Here is a 20,180-nt window from a genome sequence, read left to right as displayed (position 1 = left end):
TATGACAGGACATCCAGGCCCATGAACATCCCCGTGCGGATCAAGGACGATCTGGCTTTTCTCACAGCGCTGCGCCGTGACCTGCACGCCCATCCCGAGCTTGGCTTCGAGGAGGAGCGCACGAGCGGCATCGTGGCGGAGCTGCTTGAGGAGGCGGGCATCAAGGTGCATCGCGGACTTGGCGGTACGGGCGTCGTCGGCACGCTGCAGGCCGGCAGCGGCACGCGAGTGATCGGGCTTCGTGCGGATATGGATGCGCTGGCGATGCCGGAGATTGCCGAGCGGTCGTATAAATCGACCGTGGCCGGCAAGATGCATGCCTGCGGGCATGACGGTCATACCGCCATGCTGCTCGGCGCGGCACGTCATCTGGCGGCGGTCAAGGGCTTTTCGGGCACCGTGCATTTCATCTTCCAGCCGGCAGAGGAAGGGCGAGGCGGCGCGAGGCGGATGGTGGAAGAGGGGCTCTTCGAGCTCTTTCCCTGCGATGCCGTCTACGGCCTGCACAATATGCCGGGACTTGCCGTCGACGAGATTGCAGTGGTCGAAGGGCCGCAGCTTGCTTCTTCCGATAGCTGGCGCATAACCTTTCGCGGGACGGGCACGCATGGCGCAAAACCGCATCTCGGGCGCGACCCAATCACCGCCGCGGGCACCTTCCTAGCCTCGCTGCAGACGATCGTCGGCCGCGTCGTCGATCCGCTGCAGCCCGCCGTCGTGAGCGCCTGTTCGCTGCAGGCGGGTGACCCGAAGGCGCTCAACGTCATCCCGGACACGGTCGAGGTCGGCGGGACGGCGCGGGCCTATTGCGCCAACGTGCGCGATCAGCTCGAAGCGGAAATCGGCCGCCTCGCGCAGGGCACGGCGGCGATGTACGGCATTGCCGTGGATTATCAATTCGAGCGGCGCATTCCGCCGGTCGTCAACGATGCCAATGCAACGCAACAGGCCCTGGCTGCTGCACGGGCGGTGTTGGGGGAGAAGGTGCGCACCAGTTTTCCGCCTTCGACGGCCGGCGATGACTTTGCGTTCTTCGCACAGAATGCGCCGGGCTGCTACGTGTGGCTCGGCAATGGCCCTGCCGTCGACGGTGCCCTGCACCATAATACCGCCTATGACTTCAACGATGCGGCGATCGGCTATGGCGTGGCTTATTGGGTGAAGCTGGTGGAGCAGGCGTTGACGTCCCCGGCATAAGAGCTCGCGGCCTTCTCCTCCATCCGCCTGCCGGAACCGAGGGAGAAGGGGCTCGCGGCGATGCCCCAACCTTCCTCTTCTCGTCAGCGGCATAACTTCGCCCGAAGGTCGGACGGGGGGAGCGGCAAGCTCCCCCGTCCGCTACAAAATCTCCAGCACCGGACTTTCCAGCACCTTTCCCGTCAAGACATCCGCAATCCCTCGATCCGTTTGATGCGGGCCGGTGTTGCAGGCGAGTGTCGCGCCGAAGCAGGCCTTGAAGACAAGGTAGGGCGGTTGCCAGTCGACGATCTTTTCCATTGCCTTGCGAATATTGCGGAAGGCGGAGGCGGTGTCCTTCAGCGAAATTTCGGTGACGAGGCCGGAAAGCGGCAGGGGCAGCAACGCTTCGATCTGACCATCCCTGGCAACGGCCATGCCGCCGCCGGCCGCGATGACGGCGTTCGCAGCGAGCGCCATGTCGCGTGCATTGCCGCCGAAGACGGTGAGGTTATGGCTGTCATGCGATACCGTGGTGCAGAAAGCGCCGCGCCATTTTCCCCAGCCCTTCAGGAAGCCGGTGCGCGGGCGGCCATCCGCCCTGCCGTGACGATGGGCGACGGCAATCATGGCGCAGTCCGGCGGCGGAACGACGAAACCGTCCTTAACCTCGGCATCGGCTTTGCCCCATTGCGTAAAGCGCGGCCGGTCGATCGTGGCGATGCGGACGCGATTGCCCTTCGACGGCACTTTGAAGTCGTCCTCGGTTAGCGGCGAAAGCTTGACGGAATTGGTAAGCGGCGCGGAGTCGAGCGAATGGACCGGCGACGTAAGCTTGCCGTTCTGCGCCGTCACGTGGCCATTGGCGATGACCGTGCGGGCTTTGAAGTCCTGCAGGTCTTCGAAGAGGACGATATCTGCGCGTCGTCCGGCGGCAATCAGGCCGAGGTCGTTGCGTTTCAGGCGTTCGGCGGCGTTGAACGTCGCAGCGCGGAGTGCCCATTCCGGCTTCATGCCGTAGCGGACCAGACGCCGGATGACGTCGTCGAGGGCACCATCCCTTTCGAGTTCATCCGGAAAGACGTCGTCGGTGCAAAGCGTCACAGTTGGCGGCATATGGCCGATGCCGTTCAGCGTCTGGACGAATTCCTCAAGGAGGTGATCATGCGAGCCGCGGAGCTCGATCGTCATTCCGGCGGTAAGCTTCGAGAGAAGGTCGGCGCCGGAGGTCAGCTCGTGATCGGAGGTGACGCCGGCCGCCATGAAGGCGTTGAGATCGGCGCCTTCCAGCCCGCGAGCGTGGCCGCAGACGAGCTTGCCCGAGGCGAGCCCCGCTTGAACGATGGCGTTCATGCGCGGATCGCCGTCGATGACGCCGCGCATGTTCATGACTTCGGCAACGCCGCCGAGCGCCGGCAAGCGCAGCATTCCGGCAATGACCGAAGCGTCAAAGTCGGCGCCTGCCATTTCCAGGCCGGGTGCCGAAGGAACGCAAGACGGGGCGAGCAGGATCATGTGCAAAGGCAGAGCGTGGGAAGCCTCGATCGCCCAGCGCACGCCGTCAAGGCCGTGCACATTGGCGAATTCGTGCGGATCCCACAGGATCGTCGTCACGCCGCGCGGCAGGACGGCCGCGGTATATTCGGCAGGCGTCACCATCGAGCTTTCGATATGCATGTGCGTATCGATCAGGCCGGGCGTGACGAACGTGCCGCCGGCATCGATGCGTTCGGTCGCGTCGGTGCGGGTGCCCGGCGCATGCACGCTGGCGATCAGTGCGCCGACGAGGCCGATATCGGCATCGCGGAAGCGGCCGGTGACCACGTCGAGCAGTTTGCCGCTGGTGATCAGCGCGTCGAACGGGGCAGCACCCCTTGCGGCGGCAACGGCGCGGGCGCGCAGCGACGGATCATTGATGTCTGCGGGTTCCCGCCCAAGCTGTGCGTTCATGTGCGGGCCTCGTTGACCAGGGCTGCGAGGATGATGGTGCGCGCCGTCTCGGCGTCGATATCGGCGGCGAACTGGGCGTTAAACGTGGCATGCGTGTCGCGCGTCTCGACCACCGTGCGGCCGCGGGTCAACCGGCCCCCCAGCTCGACATCGATACGGGCGGGATGAAACTTCACAGCATCCGGCGCCACGAATGCCACGGCGGCGCACGGATCGTAGATCGCCATGGCGGGGCGGCCGCGGCTGGTGCCGATGCGGATGTAACCGGCAAACATGTCGGCCAGCAGTTCGGCCCTCGTGCCGCCCGCGCTGCGCACGGGTTCAGCGTCTTCCGGTCTGGCGAGCACCTTGCGGCAGAGGTCGAGATCGACCATACGCAGCGGCATGCCGTGGGCGATGACGATCGCCAGCGCTTCGGGATCGGCAAAGGCGTTGAATTCCGCCGAGGCCGTATGATTGCCGGCAGTGACGCTGCCGCCCATCCAGGTGAGTTCGGTGATGCGGGCAGCAAGATGCGGACGCGCGAGCGCCACCGCCGCGATATTCGTCAGCGGGCCAAGCGCCAGGATACGGCGCGGACCGTCAGCCTCAAGCCAGCGGCAAAGAGCAGTGAAGGCGTCGCTCATTGCAAGCGCCGCCGCTGCGGGCAGGCCTCTTCCGATCGTCGGGATGCCGGTATCGCCGAGGATCGCCTGAGCGGTCTCGAACTTGCCCAGGACTGGTTGGGCGCGGCCGGTATGAATGGGGAATGTCCAGCCGAAGGTTTGCATGGCACCAGCGGCGTTTGCCTGCACCTGAGTCAGCGGCGTGTTGCCGAAGACGAGCGAGACGCCGTCAATCTCGAGCTTAGACTGATCAACCACCAGAATGGCGGCGATGTCGTCAAAGCCCATATCGGTATCGATCCAAACGCCCATGATGTCACCCGAACCGCGTAAGAGTTGCAGCCGCCTTAAGCGGTAGGTCGAAGGAAAGTGCCGCGCCGATTTCGTGCGGTGGCAGGCTTGCATCCACCTCGGCCTTGATCGGCCCGAGCGGCGTATCAAGCAGATATTCGCGCGTGTTGCCGGCAAAGGAGGTGCCGCGCACGGCGCCCTGGAAAGGACCGGAACCAAGCGCGATCGAGCTGGGCCGCCAGGCCAGCCCTGCTGCCTGCGGAGCGGGAAGGGAAAGTTCAATGGCGCCGTTCGGCGTGACAAGCCTGCCGTTCTGCAGCTTGAAGACATTCTCGAAGCCGACGAAATCGGCAACGAAGGCGGAGACCGGTTTGTTGTAGATCTCTTCCGGCGTGCCGATCTGCTCTATGCCGCCGTTCAGCATGACCACGATACGGTCGGCAAGGGCCAGGGCCTCCGCCTGGTCGTGGGTGACGAAGATCATTGTAACGCCGGTTTCCTTCTGCACGCGCTGCAGTTCTGCCCGCATTTCGAGGCGCAGGCGCGCGTCGAGGTTGGAGAGCGGCTCGTCAAGCAGCAGCACCTTCGGCTCCATGACCATGGAACGGGCAAGCGCCACGCGCTGCTGCTGGCCGCCGGAGAGTTCTGCGGGTTTGCGTGAGGCGAAACTGGAGAGGCCGACTGACTTGATGCCGGCGTTGACGCGGGTATCGAGCGTCTGTCCGTTGATACCCTTGAGGCGGAGGCCGAAGGCGACGTTCTCATAGACCGTCAGGTGCGGGAAGAGCGCGTAGGACTGGAAGACGAGGCCGACGGCGCGTTTGTTGGCCGAAACGCGCGTGATGTCGGCGCCATCGAGATTGATGCGGCCGGAGGCGGGCGCGAGCAGACCTGCAATGGAGCGCATCGTCGTCGTCTTGCCGCAGCCTGAAGGGCCGAGCAGGGCGACGAGTTCGCCCTTGGCGATCGACAGGTCGAGATCCTTCACGGCGACCGTATCGCCGTAGGCCAGCGTCAGCTTGTCGAGTTGAAGATAGGTATCAGACATAACGAGACAGTCCCAGGAAGCGTTCGGCGAGGAAGACGATGCCGATGGAAAGGAAGGCGAGCAGCGAGGAGAGCGCGGCGATCGAGGGGTCGTAAGTGGTTTCCATGTAGCCCAGCATATCGATTGGCAGCGTGCGGACGCCGGGGCCGGACAGGAAAAGCGAGACCGGCACCTGGTTGAAGCTGGTGACGAAGCCGAGGATGAAGGCGGCAAGAATGCCGCCGCGGATATTCGGCATCACGACACGGAAGAAGGCGCCGAGGCGCGACGAGCCGAGCAGCACGGCGGCTTCCTCGATGTCTGAGCGCAAATTATTGAGGCTTGCGGAGACGACGCGCACGGCATAGGGCAGGACGAGCGCCGTGTGGGCGAAGAAGAGCGCCAGCGTGATGTTGAAGCCGAAGGGCACGACGAGGTAACGCAACAATGCGAGGCCGACGATGATGCCCGGGACGATGATCGGCAGCGAGACAACGGTTCGGACCGTTTCACCGAACGGCAGCCAATAGCGCGACAGAGCGTAGGCGGCCGGAATGCCGAGCACGAGGGCGGCGAGCGTTCCGAAGACTGCAAGGAACATCGACATCGAAAAGCTGTCGCGGAAGCTCTCGATGGTGAAGACCTTGATCACCCAGCGAAGCGAGAGGCCTTGCGGCGGAAAGGCGAGCGTATCCCCGGCCGAAAGCGATGCGGCGATGATGATCAGAAATGGCCCGATCAGGAACGCCAGCACGAGGAAAAGCACGATCGGTGAGAACAGACGGGCGGTCATCGCTTGTTCCTTGCAGTTGCCAGGCGCTTCAGCAGAATGTTCGCGGCGAAGCTCATAACGATCAGCATGAAGGCGATGACGCTTGCGGAAACGAAGTTATTGGCGACGGAGACCTGCTGGTAGAGCAATGTTTCGAGCATCAGCACCTTGGAACCGCCAAGCACGGCGGGCGTGATATAGGCCGTCAGCGAGCCGGTGAAGACGAGCGTGCCGCCGACGACGAGGCCTTCGCGGGTGAGCGGCAGGATGACCTTCCAGAAAACCTGGAACCAGTTGGCGCCGAGGACGCGGGCCGCCGGGATCGCATCCTTCGGCATATTTTCGAGCGCGCTGATCAGCGAAAGGATCATCAGAGGCAAGAAGAGCTGCAGCAGGCCGATGAACACGGCCGTTTCAGTAAAGAGAAGGCGTAGTGGTCCGTCGCTGAGGCCCATGCCGGTCAGCGCCTGGTTGACGATGCCGGTGCGGCCGAGGATGACGATCCAGGCATAGGTACGGGCAACGGGCGAGATCATCAGCGGCAGGGTAACGAGGCCGATCATCCGGCCCTTGCCCTTGGGCGGCAGGTTGACGATGGCGAAAGCTGCGGCATAGCCGATGATCGCCGAAACGGCCGTCACCTCAAGACCAAGCTTGAAGGTGCGGATGAAGACGGTGCGGTTCAGCGTCCCGGAGAAGAAGTCACCATAGGCAGAAAGCGTCCAGGCGCCTTCCAGGCGAAAGCCTTCCGAAAGCAGGATGGCGACGGGCAGCAGAAAAACCACCGCGGCAAAGACCGCTGCGGGCAGGGCGAGCGCCAGGGCTTCTGCTCGGTTCTGAAACATGATGCGCCTTTCGGAACGGCGGCGGAATGGGCGGTCCCGGCAAGCCGGAACCGGGTGATGGGCGCTTTACTGGCCGACCTTGTCGTTCCATTCCTTGAGCCATGCGTCGCGATTGTCGAGCGCTGCTGCGGACGGAATGAGCTTGAGGCTCTTGGCTGTGTCCTCGCCGTAAGTGAGGTTGTTGGCGGCGGCCTCGGAAACCTTCACGTCCTTGTTTGCGGGACTATCGATCAGCTTTTCGGCGAGTTTCGTCTGGATGTCGGTCGAGAGCCAGAAATCCATGAACTGCAGCGCCAGATCCTGATTCTTCGAGCCTTTGGTGACGACCATGACATTCATACCGCCGGTCTGGCCTTCCTTCGGTGTCGCCCAGGCGACCGGAAGGTCGAGCTTGGTGAAGCCCGCCCAGGAGAAACGGCCGATCGGGGCGGCCCAGATTTCCTCCTGCTGCATGAGCTGTATCAGCTGCGAGGACTTCTCGTAGAAGGTGACGATGTCATCCTTCTTTTCGCCGACGGCTTCGATCGGTCCGTTGAGGTCGGGCGTATCCTTGCCGAGCGCGAGGCCGAGCATATAGAGCGCCGGCGGCCCCTGGTTGGTGGTCACGTTCGGAAAGGCGACGTGGCCGACATACTCCGGCTTGAGGAGATCGGCCCAGGACTCGATTTTCATCTTGTCCGAGCGGTAGGCGATAGACGTGGCATAGAACGTGTAGCCGACGCTCATGCCGTCGCCGTTCGGGTCCTTGGCGAGATCGTAGAGCTTGCCAAAGTTGGTAAGCTTGGACGGATCGATCTTTTCCACCAGGCCCTTGCGGGAGGCCGACAGCGCATCCGCCATCGAGACGACAGCCATGTCGACAACCGGGTTTGCCTTGTTCGCCTCCATCTTGGCGAGGCGTTCGACGCTGTTGCCCGTCTCGACGACGAGCTTGCAACCACATTGCTTTTCGAAGGGATCATAGACCAGCGTCTTGAAGTCGTCCTGCGCAAAGGCATAGACGGAAATAGTCAGAGTGCGATCCTGCGCCACGGCGCCGAGCGGGATAAGCGCGAGCAGCGCTGTCGATGCGATGAGGGATGTCTTCATGTCATGAGTTCTCCATCTGCAGGTTTTCTTGAACCGGCTTCGCCGGCCGGGATGATTGGCGAATGATCAGTTGCATGGGCACGCGATCATTCTGCGCGGTCACGAGTGCGCCCTCCCGGGTGCGGCCTGTGTTTATGCTGTTAAGCAAGGCCGATACGGCGATCTCGGCAATGGCGTCCATGTCCATCTTCACCGTGGTAAGTGCGGGTGTCACGACCGCAGACCAGATGAGGTCGTCAAAACCGGTGACGCTGGCCTCTGCAGGCACATCGATGCCGTCGCGCTGCAGCTCCGTGAGCACCCGCAGCGCCTGAAGATCGGACAGGGCGGCAAAGGCGCTGAAGCCCTCCTCGACCTTTCTTGCAAGTCCGAGCGGGCAGCCGCTGCCGGCCTGATGTTCAAGCTTTTCGATCCAGAGCGTTTCGGCGCTCATGCCCGCACAAAGACCCGAACGGATGCCACCCGCCCGATCGTTCTGCACGTTCGATTCCGGATTGTTGCCGATGATGAGGATTCGCTTATGGCCGAGATCAGCGAGGTGAGCGGCAATCAGTTCGCCACCCTGCCAATGATCGGCTGCAACCGTGTTGCCGGGGGTTGATGCGGTGTCGATGACCGCAACTGGGCAGCTTGCCGCCGATATTCGCGTTGCGCGGCGGGGCACGATCACCATACCGTCGACGCCGCGTTCGACCAGCCGGTTGATTGCTTCGGTCTGCGCCGAGACATTGCCGCGCGAGTCGGCGATCAGTACGCCGTAACCGGCAGAGGCGGCGGCGAATTCGATCGCCTGCGCAATCTTGGGAAAGAGGGGATTTGCGATGTCGGGAAGAACGAGGCCGAGCACGCGGCTTCGGCCGGTGCGAAGCGCCCGACCCGCCTGGCTTGGAACATATCCGAGCTCCGCGGCATGTTCCCTGATCTTTCCGACGAGCTGCTCCGAGACGCGCCCCTTGCCCGAAAGCGCGTTCGACACCGTTGCGACCGACACGCCTAGCGACGTCGCAATCCTGCTGAGGTTCGGTCCCGGGCGCAGCTGAGCCATGGTTTCATAATGTGTTTGATTAATCGTTTAATCACGCGTACCTGAAGCGCACCGGCTTGTCGAATCCATTTTGTGGGATAGGGCGTGTTGCACACGGGATTTTTCGAGAAGCAATAAAAAAAGCCCCGTTGCCGGGGCTTTTGTCATTCATAGAAATGGCTTTCTCAGCTCTTTGTGGGGCCCTTTGCCACGGTGGCGGAGACAGAGTTGACCTTGCCGCCCGGGGCATAGCCGCCGCCGATGGCGACGTTGAGGGAGACGTAGTCCTTGGCCATCTGCTGCACGGCCGCCGCCAGGCTCGCCTGGGCCAGCGACACCTGGCGCTGGGCGTCGAGCACGTCGAGCAGCGAGGAGGCGCCGTCCTTGTAGCTTGCCGTCGACAGTTCCAGCGATTCCTGCGTCGTCTTGACCTGGGCGCGCAGCGCTTCCACCGTCTGGGCGTCGCGGCGCACCGCCGACAGCGCGTTCTCCACCTCCTCGACGGCGTTGAGCACCGCTGCCTTCCAGGCGAGATAGGCGGTCTTGGCGTCCGACTTGGCAATGTCGACATTGGCGCGCAGGCGGCCGCCGTCGAAGATCGGCAGGTTGAGCGTCGGGCCGAAGGACCAGGTGGTCAGGCCGCCGCCGCGGCCACTGGCCGGGTTGACCCAGGTCGGCGAGATCGAGCCGGACAGCGCGATCGACGGATAAAGCTGCGATTGGGCGACGCCGATATTGGCGGTCGCCGCTGCCAGATTGCGCTCGGCCACGCGGATGTCGGGACGGTTGCGGATCAGGTCGGCCGGGATGCCGGAGATGATGCCGGCACGGTAGACCGGCTGGGCGGCCCCCCTCTGCAGTTCGGCCATCAGCGAGGAGGCCGGCAGGCCGAGCAGCGTGGCGATGTGATGCGCCGAGACGCGGAAGTTGGTTTCCAGACCGGGGATTTCGGCCTGCGTCGACTGCACCAGGCCCTCGGCCTGGACGACGTCGAGCCTGGAGGCGGCCCCGGCTTCCAGCTGGAACTTGGTGAGGTCGTAGGTCTCCCGGCGCGATTGCAGGTTGGCCTTCGACAGCGCAATGCGCTCCTGGTAGAAGCGGGCGTCGATATAGGTCGAGACGAGATCCTGCAGGAAGGCAAGCCGGGCCACGTCGGCGCTGGCATAGGCCGAATCGAGCGAGGCAAGCGCGCTTTCCTTGGAGCGGCGGTACTGGCCGAAGAGATCGAGCAGCCAGGAGACATTGGCCTCGCCGCCAGTGGTGTTGGTAGCACCCACCCGGGTGCGCTCCGAGCCCATCTGGCCCGACACCGTGTGCGAGGCACCGACCACCAGGCTCGGCAGCGAACCGGCCCCGGCGACCGTCACATTCGAGGACGCCGAATTGATGCGCTCCATCGCCTGCAGCACGTCGAGGTTCTGGTCGATGCCGCGCGCCACCAGGCTGTCGAGCTGCCTGTCGCGATAGGCCGACCACCAGGCCACCGTCGCAACATCACCGATATTCTTGGTGCTGCCCTCACCGAATTTCGCCGGCAGCGGCATCTCCGGAGGCGTGTGGTCCGGTCCGCTCACGCAGCCCGCCAGCAACAGCAATAGTGCCGGTGTAGCAAAACGAAGAGATATCATTCATTTCTTCCTGTAACTCGACCAAGTCTAAATTCTTGCCAAAAGCATCATGCTTTGCCTTCGGCCGCGCTTCGTCCCAACGAGGTACACCATGCCGAAGCAGTCCGCGGGCAATGTATCAATGAGTCATTCATTCTGGCAGTGCATTTTTATCACACTCACGCCACAATTTTCTTGCGGCGGGAGAATACGCGTCGGATGACGACGAAGAAGGACGGCACGAAGAAAATCCCGAGCGCAGTCGCCGCGAGCATGCCGCCGAGGACACCGATGCCGATTGCGTTCTGGGCTGCGGAGCCCGCGCCGGTGGCGACGGCAAGAGGCACGACGCCCAGAATGAAGGCAAGTGATGTCATGATGATCGGGCGCAAACGCAGCCTTGCCGCTTCCAAAGTCGCCTCGAAGAGCCCCATTCCGGTCTCCATCCGGTCCTTGGCGAATTCGACGATCAGAATCGCGTTCTTCGCTGCGAGACCGATCGTCGTCAGAAGACCGACCTTGAAGTAGACGTCGTTCGCTTGTCCGAAGAGGGTCGCAGCCATAAGCGCGCCGAGCACGCCGACAGGCACCGCCATGATCACCGAGAACGGAATCGACCAGCTTTCGTAGAGTGCGGCGAGGCAAAGGAAGACGACGAGCACCGAAATTGCATAAAGCATCGGCGCCTGCGAACCCGAGAGCCGCTCCTGATAGGAAATGCCCTGCCAGGCGACCGTATAGCCGCCGCCGAGCTGTGCAGTCAGGGCCTCCATCTCGTTCATGGCGTCGCCGGAGCTGACGCCCGGTGCCGAAGCGCCCTCTAGCGGGATCGCGCTGACCGCGTTGAAGCGGGCGAGCGTCGGGGCACCCTTTACCCATTCCGTCGTGGTGAAGGCGGAGAAGGGAACCATTTCGCCGGAAGAGTTGCGGGCATACCAGTGGTCGAGGTCAGTCGGCTGCATTCGGAAGGGCGCATCGCCCTGCACGTAGACCGGCTTGATCTCGCCGTTCAGCGTGAAGTCATTGACGTCGCGGCCGGTGAAGATGACAGAGAGCATCGCATTGACCGCAGATATATCGACGCCCATGGCGCCGATCTTCTCCTGGTCGATGACGATCCGCATCTGCGGCTCGACCTCCTTGTTGTTATTGCGGAGGGCGACCACCTTGCCGCTGGCATTGGCCATCTGGATCAGCCGCTTGGAGGCGGTGTCGAGCGCAGCTGTGCCGTGTCCGCCGGTATCGACGAGGTACATCGAGAAGCCGCTGGACACGCCGAGACCCTGTATCGCCGGCGGAAGCAATGCGAAGACCTGCGCTTCGCGGAAGGTGAAGAAGGTCTTGAGCGCCCGCGTCACGATCGCCTGCGCGTGCTGATTGGGATCGGTACGAAGCGAGAAGTCCTTGAGCTTGGTGAAGACGATCGCGCTGTTCTGGCCGGAGCCGTTGAAGCTGAAGCCAAGGGCGCCGAAAACCGACTCGACGGAGTCCTTCTCGTTTTCGCGATAGTATTTTTCGACCTTCTCGACGACGGCCTGGGTCTGTTGCGTGGTCGATCCGGGCGGCGTGGTGACGATCGTCAGCAGAACGCCCTGATCTTCCTGCGGCAGGAACGAGCTCGGCAGGCGCGTGAACAGATAGGCGCAACCGGCGCCGACGAGCAGGAACACCAGCATGACCCGGATCGGACGCTTCAACAGATAGCCGATGGTGCGGACGTAGCCATTGGTCGAGCGCGTGAAGTTGCGGTTGAACCAGTCGCCGACGCGGTGCTTCCTGTGTTCGCCGACCGGTTTCAGCATGCTCGCGCAGAGTGCCGGCGTCAGCACGATGGCGACGAGGGCCGAAAGCAGCATGGCCGAAACGATGGTGATCGAGAACTGACGGTAGATGATGCCGGTCGAACCGCCGAAAAAGGCCATCGGAATGAAGACGGCGGTCAGAACCAGCGCGATGCCGACGATGGCGCCGGTGATTTCGCCCATCGACTTCTCGGTCGCCTCAAGCGGCGATAGCTTTTCCTCCGACATGATGCGCTCGACGTTCTCGACAACGACGATAGCGTCGTCGACGAGGAGGCCGATTGCGAGAACCATGGCGAACATGGTCAGCGTGTTGATCGAATATCCCGTTGCCGCGAGAATGCCGAAGGTTCCAAGCAGCACCACCGGCACGGCGATGGTTGGGATCAGCGTCGCGCGCAGGTTCTGCAGGAAGACAAGAAGAACCACGAAGACGAGAACGATCGCTTCGATGAGGGTATGGACGACCTTTTCGATCGACAGCTCGACGAAGGGCGTCGTGTCGTAAGGATAGGTGATCTCCACGCCTTCCGGCAGGCCGCGTCCGATCGTGTCGAGCGCCGAGCGAACGCGCTCCGCGGTATCGATGGCGTTGGCGCCGATCGCGAGGTTGACGGCAAAGCCGCTCGAGGGCTGACCATTGTAGCGCGAAGAGCCGCCGTAGCTTTCCTGGCCGATTTCGATGCGCGAGACATCGCTGAGGCGGACCGTCGAGCCGTCCTTTTCCACTTTCAGAATGATCCGCTCGAAGTCCGCGACCGTCGTCAGCTGGCTCTGCGCGGTGATCGTGACGTTCAGCTGTTGGCCTTCGACGAGCGGCTGTGCGCCGAGCGAGCCAACGGAGACCTGGGTGTTCTGGGCCTCGATAGCCGAGGTTACGTCGCTTGGCGTCAGCTGATACTTCTGCAGCTTGAAGGGATCGAGCCAGACGCGCATGGCGTAACCCGAACCGAATATATTGATGCTGCCGACGCCTTCGAGACGCTGGATCTGATCTTCGATCTGATTAGACAGGATGTTGCCGAGGTCGACGGAATTCCGCTTGCCGTCGGTCGAAACCAGCGAGCCGACCAAAAGGATACTGGAGGTCGATCGCGTGACGCTGATGCCGGCATCGATGACGTCATCGGGAAGCTGCGATTGAACGAGCTGCAGCTTGTTCTGGACCTGCACCTGGGCGATGTCCGGGTCGACGCTTGTTCCAAACGTCAGCGAGATGCTCGCCGAACCGGTCGACGAGGTCGAAGTCATGTAGGTGAGGTCATCAAGGCCGGTCATGCCGTCTTCGATGATCGTCGTCACCGATTTCTCTACGGTTTCAGCGCTCGCGCCGCGATAGGTGGCGTTGATACGCACCGTGGTGGGTGCGATGTCCGGATACTGCGAGATCGACAGAGTGAAGATGCCGAGCAAGCCTGCGAGCATGATGGAAATCGCAATGACCCAGGCAAAAATCGGGCGTCGGATGAAAAACTTGGCCATCAAATTATTCCTGTGCGGCTTGGATCAATGTTAGAGGCGGGCGCGTCCTACTGCGCGGCCGGCTTCTGGGCGTCACCGGCCGCTGCCTGCTCGGCAGCCACGACCACACCGCTTTCATTGATCTTCATGGGGACGGGCGTAACCGGCATGCCGGGCGCGATCGACTGCAGACCGCTGACGATCAGCTGATCGCCATCCTTCACGCCGTCGGTCACGAGCCAGGAATTGTTGGAGGGCGAGGCGTTTTCGAAGACACGTGCCTCGACTTTGCCATCAGCGGAGATGAACTGCGCCGTCAGACGCCCGGTTGCGTCGCGGCTGGTGGCGAGTTGCGGCAGCGCATAGCCGACCTCGGCGCCAAGTTCGACGGTTGCGCGCACATACATGCCCGGCAAAATGACCAGATCCGGATTCGGGAAGAGCACGCGGATGATGAAGGTGCCGGTCGTCTCGCTGACGATCTGCTTCGACATATCCAGCTTGCCCTTCTGGGCGTATTCCTTGCCGTTTTCCAGGATGAGCCGGAATGCGACATCGGCGCCTTCACCCCGAACGGTGCCAGATGCCAAGGCATCACGGAGCCTGAGGAGATTGGTGCTCGATTCGGTCAGCGAAACATAGATCGGGTCAAGCTGGCGGATCGTCGTCAGCGCCGCTGTCTGATTGGCGGCCACCACGTTGCCCACGTTGTAGGCCGTCTCGTCGATGACGCCGTCGAACGGCGCGACGATCTTCGTGTGGTCGAGATCGATTTGCGCGGAGGCAAGGGTGGCCTTGGCCGATTCGACCTCAGCGTGAGCCTGGAGAAGGGTGGTCTTTGCCGTTTCGAATTCGATCTGTGTCGCGCCGCTGCCGACGAGGCGCTGGTAGCGGTCGAAATTACTCTGCGCGCTCGGCACGCTGGCTTCGGCCTTGGCGATTGCCGCCTTGGCCTGTTCGACGGTTGCAACATAAGGCGCGTCTTCGATCTGATAGAGGAGGTCGCCCTTTTTCACCTCGCTGCCGTCTCTGAAGGCGATTTCACGGATGATGCCGCTGACCTGCGGACGGATATCGGCCGTCTGATAAGCCTCGGCCCGGCCCGGAAGGATCGTCGTGACCGGGAACGTGTCCTTCTTCAGCGCCACGACACCGACCGGGGCTGCCTGCTGAGCCGCCGCTCCAGGCGCGCCTGCGCCGCCGGCCTGGTTGTTGCCGCTGTCGCTGCAGGCAGTAAGCAATCCGCCCAGCACCAAAACTGAAGAGATGATGAAGCCACGCCGTATCATGCTGAATTCCCTTGCGGTTGGCATTTGCGGATCGGATCACCAGCCCCGGCGACGGAGCGCTGCATCCACATAAGGAGCGTGATTAGCGGGATTCAAATACCCTTCGATCCGAACTTAAGAATAGATTTACGAAGTGACGTAATTCAATGATCGTCACTTAGCAAGCGTTATTTTGCAGTGCAGTATCTACAAAACAGACGATCTCCTCAGCCCTGTGCACAAGTGTATCCTTATCGTCACGGGCGATCAGCACGGGGTGCAGCACCGATGCAAGGACATCGGCAACGGTATGAGCGGCGCGGCGCGGATCGGAACATTTATAATGATCTGCGCTAACCCCCTCGCGGATGATTTCTTCGAGTTGCTGCTCGATTCGCTCGCGGTAGCGATTACCCGCTTCGAGCTTCGCCTGAACTGTCGTCAGCACCATTTCGAAGATGTAGGGATTTTCCTGAATGTCCTTGAGGTGGCTTTCGAGAAGCCGAAGCACGAAACGCAGCAGTTGCTCTTTCGGCGGGAGGTTTCGCTCGAAAGAGCCAAAACGCTCGGTGGCGTTGCCGAGATGCCGTTCGGCAATGGCATCGACGAGCGCCACTTTCGAATGAAAATGCTTGAAGACATTGGCCGGCGACATGCCGAGGGAGGAGGCGATGTCGGCGATCGATACGGCGACGAAACCGCGCTGGCGAAACAGCAACTCGGCCATCGACAGAATGTCTTCCCGGGTTTCCTCGGCCTTGCGCCGCGGCCTTCGTGCCATTCGTTCCCAAGCCGGCCTTCCGACCGGCACCCCTTCCTTGCACATGCTAACGCCTTCCGGCGAAATCCCGCAAGCGCACAGGCGGCTTTCGGGCGGTTCGTTCCGGATTTTTAAGGGAAATAGCGCGCAAGGTTGCTTCGCACACGGGCAACCGGGGTTTCGCCGCTGTCATCCGGCACGAAAGACTGGGCGGTAATCGCCTCATAGGCCTTGATGTAAACCTTCGATGTCTGCTCGACCAATTCGACCGGGATCTCGGGGATCTCGTCCTTGTACGGGTCGCAACGCTCGGCGACCCAGGCACGGACGAAGTCCTTGTCGAAGCTTGCGGGGCGCGTGCCGGCTTCGAAGGCCTGCTGATAGCTGTCCGCGAGCCAGTAACGGCTGCTGTCCGGCGTGTGGATTTCGTCGGCGAGAATAATATTGCCGTCCTTGTCGGTTCCGAATTCGTATTTGGTGTCGACAAGGATGAGGCCGCGTTTTGCAGCCATTTCCTGGCCGCGTGCGAAAAGCGCGAGCGCGTATCTCGAAAGCGTTGCCCACTGTTTCGCTGTGAGCAACCCGCGGCTGACGATCTCGTCAGGCGTCAGCGGCTCGTCATGGCCGCCGTCGAATTCCTTGCTGGTCGGCGTGATCACCGGCTCGGGCAGGCGCTGGTTGTCGCGCATGCCGTCCGGCAGGCGCATGCCGTACATTTCGCGCTCGCCCTTCTTATAAAGAGTGAGGATCGACGTGCCGGTGGTGCCGGCGAGATAGCCCCGGACGACGACCTCGACGGGCAGAATGTCGAGCCGCTTGCCGATGACCACATTCGGGTCCGGATAGGCAATGACGTGGTTCGGGCAGATATCCTTGGTTGCTTCGAACCAGTAGCGTGCCGTCTGCGTCAGCACCTGGCCCTTATATGGGATGCAGGTCAGGATGCGGTCGAAAGCGCTGAGGCGGTCGGTGCTGATGATGATGCGGCTGCCATCCGGAAGGTCGTAATTCTCGCGCACCTTGCCGCGATAATAGTTCGGCAGTTCGGGGAAATGGGCTTCGGAAAGAATTCGCACGGGCTCGATAGTCCTTTGTCGCGGGGTTTCACCTTGCTCTAGTTCCATTGCAGGGGATGTCAAGCAAATGGCTTTCAAAGCCAGATCAGGGCGACCAGAAGAACGGTCAGAAAATAGGAAGCAAACGCCAGCGGACTGCCGGCGCGCAGGAAGTCGGAGACGCGGTAGCTGCCGATGCTCATCGCCAGCGTATTGTTGTGGTGGCCGAACGGCGTCAGGAAATCGAGCGATGCGCCGGCGGCAACGGCAATCAGATAGGCGGCCGGGGCTTGGTGTGCCGCTTCCGCGAATTCCAGCGCAACGGGACTGAGCACAATTGCCACTGTCGCGTTGTTGACGAAAGGCGTAAGCGCCATGGCGATGAAGAGCAGGAGTGCGATGCCGGCAAGCGGCATGGATATCGGCACGAGCAGGCTCAGCCAATCGGCGACCAGCTGGGCCGTGCCTGTTGCGGCAACAGCCGAGCCGATCGGGATCATCGCGGCCAACATGATGATGATCGGCCAGTTTATGTCCGCCATGGCCTGGCGGATGTTGAGATAGCCCATCAGCGCAAGAACGAGCACGACAGCCGCAAATGCGATCTCCGGGCGGATCGGCCCGACAGCGGAAAGCGTCACGCCAGCAGCGAAGATCAGGAAGGGCTGCCACGCATTTGACGTCGCCTCGTCTGCGGGCTGGGAGGCGAGCGGCAGGCATTCGCATTCCTCAAGCGCTTCAGCGACCGCCTCGCGTGGGCCTTCGAGCAGGAGGATATCGCCGATCGAGAGCTGCAAATCCTCGAAGCGGCCTTCGATCCGTGGTGACCGCATGGAGAGAGCGGCAACCCTGACGCTCCGGCTCTTAAAAACCTCCAACGAGCGGATTCGCGAGCCGACCAGCGTGCTCTCCGGCATGACGACGGCCTCGATGCGGGTGAAATCCGCCTGCAGCCCATTCGGATGAGCTTCTGGAACGAGCGCAGCCGAGGCGGCGAGACCGGCAAAAACTGCATCGGCGCCTTCGGCAAGCAAGCTATCGCCTGCCTCGATCGTCGACTGATCGAGCGGGCCAAAGACGAACCGGCCGTTGCGGATCAATGCGTGCGGCTGGATTTCAAAGAGGCTGGAGCAATCGAGAAGGCGTACGCCGGCGAGCGGCGAACCCTCAGGAATGCGCCGTTCCGTCACGATGCGCCGTCGGGCTGGCGCCGCAGCGGCAGGTTGGTCGTCCGTTTCGGGAAATAGGTGCGGAACGAGAGCGGCCATCAGCAGAATTCCGGCGATGGCGACAGGAAGGCCGACATAGGCGAAATCGAAAAAATGAAAGCCGGAGCCCGTTGCCTTGGCCAATGCATCGCTGACAAGCAGATTGGCCGGCGTTCCGATCAGCGAGACGAGACCGCCGAGAAGTGCCGCGAAGGAAATCGGCATGACGAGCTGGCGCCGGGGGATATCCATGACGCTGCTGATGCGCAGCGTTGCAGGCAGCATGATCGCGAAGGCGCCGATATTGTTCATGAAGATAGAGATGAGCCCGGTGACCGCCGAAAGACTGGCGATGACCGTGAAGCCGGACAGTCCGGCGGCTGCAAAACGTGCGGCGAGGCTGTCAAAGAGTTTCGCGCGGGCGAGCACCTGGACGATCAGTAGAATCTCGACCACGGTGATGACGACGGGACTCGCGAAACCGGCAAAGACCTGATCGGCTGGATAAAGTCGGAGCAGATACCCGGCAAGCAGGCCCCCGATCGCCACGACCTCGATGCGGATACGGTTCAGGGAGAACAGAACGAGCATTGCCGAGAGAAGGATCAGCAGGGATGCTTGCTCGAACGTCATTGGCGGGCTCGCGTTTCAACCGTCAGCGGAATGTAGCCATCCGGACAGGGCTGTATAGGGAGGGCGCGCGGAAAGATCGAACAATCCTCATATTGTGCGAGGTCAGGCAGTGGGCGCGCGCCAACGGCCTTCTGCCGTCCTTTCGAGTATCGGTGTCGCGAAGACGCCAACGGTGCGGTCGGGCCATTGGGCGCCTTCAGCGGCGAGCTTTTCCTTCCAGCGTTCGGATTGCAGCATCGCCGCGGCGACGACGACAGGCTCGATATCGCAGGCCATCATCAATTGCAGGCCCGCGACGATGGAACTGCCGCTCGAAATGACATCGTCGATCAGCGCGACACGGCGGCCCCGAAGCAGCGGCAGCATGCGCGGGTCTATATAGAGACGCTTCTGCTGTTCCGGCGTCGTGATCGACGACAGGGCTACGGAAAGGTCGGTGCGGTACCAGAATTTCCGGGAGGTGCCCAAGGGTACGTAGCGCGCGTGTCCGAGCTTCTGGGCGACTGCTGCAGCAAGCGTCAACCCGAGCGTCGGCAGGCCTGCGACGATATCGATGTCAAAGTGCCTGATCGTTGCCGCCAGTTGCCCGGCAAGCGCATCGAGCACGGCGAAGCTCGCCTGGTTGACGATCAGCGAGGCGAGCGCGTGGTCGCTGTCGGCAAGCACCCGGATCGGCAGACGAAGCTGGCGGCGGTCCTGCAGTTCCGCGACATAGAACGAGGTAAAATCGCCATCTGCCGGAAAGCTGCCCGGGGGATGGAGCTCCTGCCAGAAGTCATGCGGCGCGATATCGTCGTTCTGCATCAATTCCGCCCGGTCCTTTCCATGCCCGTCCGCCGCTTCAGGTCGCGTAGCTCCGCTTCTGTCAGTGTGCGCACCGAGCCTTTCGGCAGCTCTCCAAGCTTGAGCCCCCCAATTGCAACCCGCACCAGCCGCAGGCACTCCGCACCGGTGGCTTCGAGCATGCGGCGGATCTGCCGGTTACGGCCCTCGTCAAGCTCCACCTCGATCCAGGAATTGCGGTCGCCGCTTCGCAGGAGCCGTGCAGCCGTCGCTGTCAGCACTTCGCCGTCGTGCCGGATCCCGTATGTCATTTCGGCCAGCGATTCCGCATCCATGATGCGGTTGACTTGCACATGATAGGTCTTGGTCACATGGGTGATCGGATCGAGCAGGGCCTGCGCGAACTCGGTATCGTTGGTAAACAGCAGCAGGCCTTCGCTTGCCTTGTCGAGCCGGCCGACCGGTGAAAGATGCGGAATGTCGAATTCCTTGAGACAATCATAGACCGTCGGACGCTCTTCCGGATCGTGCCGGGTCGTCAGCAGCCCGCGCGGCTTATTCAACATCAGGTAGATTTTCGCCTCGGCGGCGATCGTTGCGCCGTCGACTGCAAGCTTTGCTGATTGGAGATCGACCCAGGCGTCGAGATTCCGGATGATCCGCCCATCGACCGCAACACGGCCGTCGGCGATCAGGCGTTCGGCCTGGGTGCGGGAACAATAGCCGAGCTTCGAAAGAGCACGCGGCAGGGTGACCCGCTTGCCGCCGGTATCCGCGCCGGCTTTCTCGCGTTCACGCAATTTCTGCGGTTGGCGCCGCTCTCC

General features: G+C 62.3%; 16 protein-coding genes (1 of these 16 running past the window's edge). 1 reads left to right on the top strand and 15 read right to left on the bottom strand.

The genetic code is table 11. The features are described from left to right. The first annotated feature begins 21 nt into the window (after positions 1-21). Entirely contained in the window at positions 22-1,197 is a 1,176-nt protein-coding gene (locus ISN39_RS15360; RefSeq protein WP_194728110.1) for a M20 aminoacylase family protein, read from the top strand. 141 nt (positions 1,198-1,338) lie between these two features. Here the strand turns inward: ISN39_RS15360 and ISN39_RS15355 are convergent, their stop codons facing one another. The 15 genes from ISN39_RS15355 to ISN39_RS15285 form a co-directional block, all read right to left on the bottom strand. Further along, a complete protein-coding gene (locus tag ISN39_RS15355; RefSeq protein ID WP_194728109.1) occupies positions 1,339-3,126 on the bottom strand; it encodes an adenine deaminase C-terminal domain-containing protein in 1,788 nt (595 codons plus the stop codon). After that, positions 3,123-4,043, bottom strand: coding sequence for a nucleoside hydrolase (locus ISN39_RS15350; RefSeq protein ID WP_194728108.1), 921 nt, complete (start codon positions 4,041-4,043; stop codon positions 3,123-3,125). The genes ISN39_RS15355 and ISN39_RS15350 overlap by 4 nt, the downstream gene beginning before the upstream one ends. 4 nt (positions 4,044-4,047) lie before the next feature. Beyond that, positions 4,048-5,070 (bottom strand): ABC transporter ATP-binding protein, encoded by a 1,023-nt coding sequence (locus tag ISN39_RS15345; protein ID WP_194728107.1) that lies wholly within the window; start codon positions 5,068-5,070, stop codon positions 4,048-4,050. Further along, positions 5,063-5,842 carry an ABC transporter permease gene (locus ISN39_RS15340; RefSeq protein WP_074069556.1) on the bottom strand — a complete coding sequence of 260 codons (780 nt, stop codon included), beginning with the start codon at positions 5,840-5,842 and terminating at the stop codon, positions 5,063-5,065. Before ISN39_RS15340 ends, ISN39_RS15345 begins: the two co-directional genes overlap by 8 nt. Beyond that, positions 5,839-6,666 (bottom strand): ABC transporter permease, encoded by an 828-nt coding sequence (locus ISN39_RS15335; protein WP_039845949.1) that lies wholly within the window; start codon positions 6,664-6,666, stop codon positions 5,839-5,841. The genes ISN39_RS15340 and ISN39_RS15335 overlap by 4 nt, the downstream gene beginning before the upstream one ends. Before the next feature lie 66 nt (positions 6,667-6,732). Next, positions 6,733-7,755 (bottom strand): ABC transporter substrate-binding protein, encoded by a 1,023-nt coding sequence (locus ISN39_RS15330; RefSeq protein ID WP_194728106.1) that lies wholly within the window; start codon positions 7,753-7,755, stop codon positions 6,733-6,735. A 1-nt stretch (position 7,756) separates the two neighbouring features. Then, entirely contained in the window at positions 7,757-8,800 is a 1,044-nt protein-coding gene (locus tag ISN39_RS15325) for a LacI family DNA-binding transcriptional regulator (RefSeq protein ID WP_194728105.1), read from the bottom strand. Positions 8,801-8,964: 164 nt separating this feature from the next. Continuing rightward, a complete protein-coding gene (locus ISN39_RS15320) occupies positions 8,965-10,407 on the bottom strand; it encodes an efflux transporter outer membrane subunit (protein WP_194728104.1) in 1,443 nt (480 codons plus the stop codon). A gap of 158 nt (positions 10,408-10,565) precedes the next feature. Further along, positions 10,566-13,670 (bottom strand): efflux RND transporter permease subunit, encoded by a 3,105-nt coding sequence (locus tag ISN39_RS15315; protein WP_194728103.1) that lies wholly within the window; start codon positions 13,668-13,670, stop codon positions 10,566-10,568. 47 nt (positions 13,671-13,717) lie between these two features. Then, positions 13,718-14,938, bottom strand: coding sequence for an efflux RND transporter periplasmic adaptor subunit (locus tag ISN39_RS15310; RefSeq protein ID WP_194728102.1), 1,221 nt, complete (start codon positions 14,936-14,938; stop codon positions 13,718-13,720). A 157-nt stretch (positions 14,939-15,095) separates the two neighbouring features. Then, positions 15,096-15,698 carry a TetR family transcriptional regulator gene (locus ISN39_RS15305; RefSeq protein WP_194728101.1) on the bottom strand — a complete coding sequence of 201 codons (603 nt, stop codon included), beginning with the start codon at positions 15,696-15,698 and terminating at the stop codon, positions 15,096-15,098. Positions 15,699-15,808: 110 nt separating this feature from the next. Next, the gene (locus ISN39_RS15300; RefSeq protein WP_194728100.1) at positions 15,809-16,753 is read right to left on the bottom strand and encodes a phosphoribosylaminoimidazolesuccinocarboxamide synthase; all 945 of its coding nucleotides are present in this window, start codon (positions 16,751-16,753) and stop codon (positions 15,809-15,811) included. Positions 16,754-16,827: 74 nt separating this feature from the next. Further along, the gene (locus ISN39_RS15295; protein ID WP_194728099.1) at positions 16,828-18,573 is read right to left on the bottom strand and encodes an SLC13 family permease; all 1,746 of its coding nucleotides are present in this window, start codon (positions 18,571-18,573) and stop codon (positions 16,828-16,830) included. A 102-nt stretch (positions 18,574-18,675) separates the two neighbouring features. Next, positions 18,676-19,362: a phosphoribosyltransferase gene (locus ISN39_RS15290; RefSeq protein WP_194730228.1), complete on the bottom strand. Its 687-nt coding sequence runs from the start codon at positions 19,360-19,362 to the stop codon at positions 18,676-18,678. Between the two features lie 14 nt (positions 19,363-19,376). Then, positions 19,377-20,180, bottom strand: partial view of a pseudouridine synthase gene (locus ISN39_RS15285; RefSeq protein ID WP_194728098.1) — the 3' portion only. It continues 3 nt past the right edge of the window; 804 of the gene's 807 nt are visible here — the last part of the coding sequence; its start codon lies beyond the right edge, outside the window; its stop codon occupies positions 19,377-19,379.

Source organism: Rhizobium sp. 007 (genome assembly GCF_015353075.1).
In the GTDB taxonomy this organism is placed as follows: Bacteria; Pseudomonadota; Alphaproteobacteria; order Rhizobiales; family Rhizobiaceae; genus Rhizobium.
The sequence above is the reverse complement of the archived record's forward strand: the minus strand, read 5'-3'. Positions and strand labels throughout refer to the sequence as shown.

What these genes read in the sequence shown, in the direction of transcription:
- ISN39_RS15360 (WP_194728110.1), top strand. Translation starts at nt 22, where the DNA reads ATGAACATCCCCGTGCGGATCAAGGACGATCTGGCTTTTCTCACAGCG.
- ISN39_RS15355 (WP_194728109.1), bottom strand. Translation starts at nt 3,126, where the DNA reads ATGAACGCACAGCTTGGGCGGGAACCCGCAGACATCAATGATCCGTCG.
- ISN39_RS15350 (WP_194728108.1), bottom strand. Translation starts at nt 4,043, where the DNA reads ATGGGCGTTTGGATCGATACCGATATGGGCTTTGACGACATCGCCGCC.
- ISN39_RS15345 (WP_194728107.1), bottom strand. Translation starts at nt 5,070, where the DNA reads ATGTCTGATACCTATCTTCAACTCGACAAGCTGACGCTGGCCTACGGC.
- ISN39_RS15340 (WP_074069556.1), bottom strand. Translation starts at nt 5,842, where the DNA reads ATGACCGCCCGTCTGTTCTCACCGATCGTGCTTTTCCTCGTGCTGGCG.
- ISN39_RS15335 (WP_039845949.1), bottom strand. Translation starts at nt 6,666, where the DNA reads ATGTTTCAGAACCGAGCAGAAGCCCTGGCGCTCGCCCTGCCCGCAGCG.
- ISN39_RS15330 (WP_194728106.1), bottom strand. Translation starts at nt 7,755, where the DNA reads ATGAAGACATCCCTCATCGCATCGACAGCGCTGCTCGCGCTTATCCCG.
- ISN39_RS15325 (WP_194728105.1), bottom strand. Translation starts at nt 8,800, where the DNA reads ATGGCTCAGCTGCGCCCGGGACCGAACCTCAGCAGGATTGCGACGTCG.
- ISN39_RS15320 (WP_194728104.1), bottom strand. Translation starts at nt 10,407, where the DNA reads ATGATATCTCTTCGTTTTGCTACACCGGCACTATTGCTGTTGCTGGCG.
- ISN39_RS15315 (WP_194728103.1), bottom strand. Translation starts at nt 13,670, where the DNA reads ATGGCCAAGTTTTTCATCCGACGCCCGATTTTTGCCTGGGTCATTGCG.
- ISN39_RS15310 (WP_194728102.1), bottom strand. Translation starts at nt 14,938, where the DNA reads ATGATACGGCGTGGCTTCATCATCTCTTCAGTTTTGGTGCTGGGCGGA.
- ISN39_RS15305 (WP_194728101.1), bottom strand. Translation starts at nt 15,698, where the DNA reads ATGGCACGAAGGCCGCGGCGCAAGGCCGAGGAAACCCGGGAAGACATT.
- ISN39_RS15295 (WP_194728099.1), bottom strand. Translation starts at nt 18,573, where the DNA reads ATGACGTTCGAGCAAGCATCCCTGCTGATCCTTCTCTCGGCAATGCTC.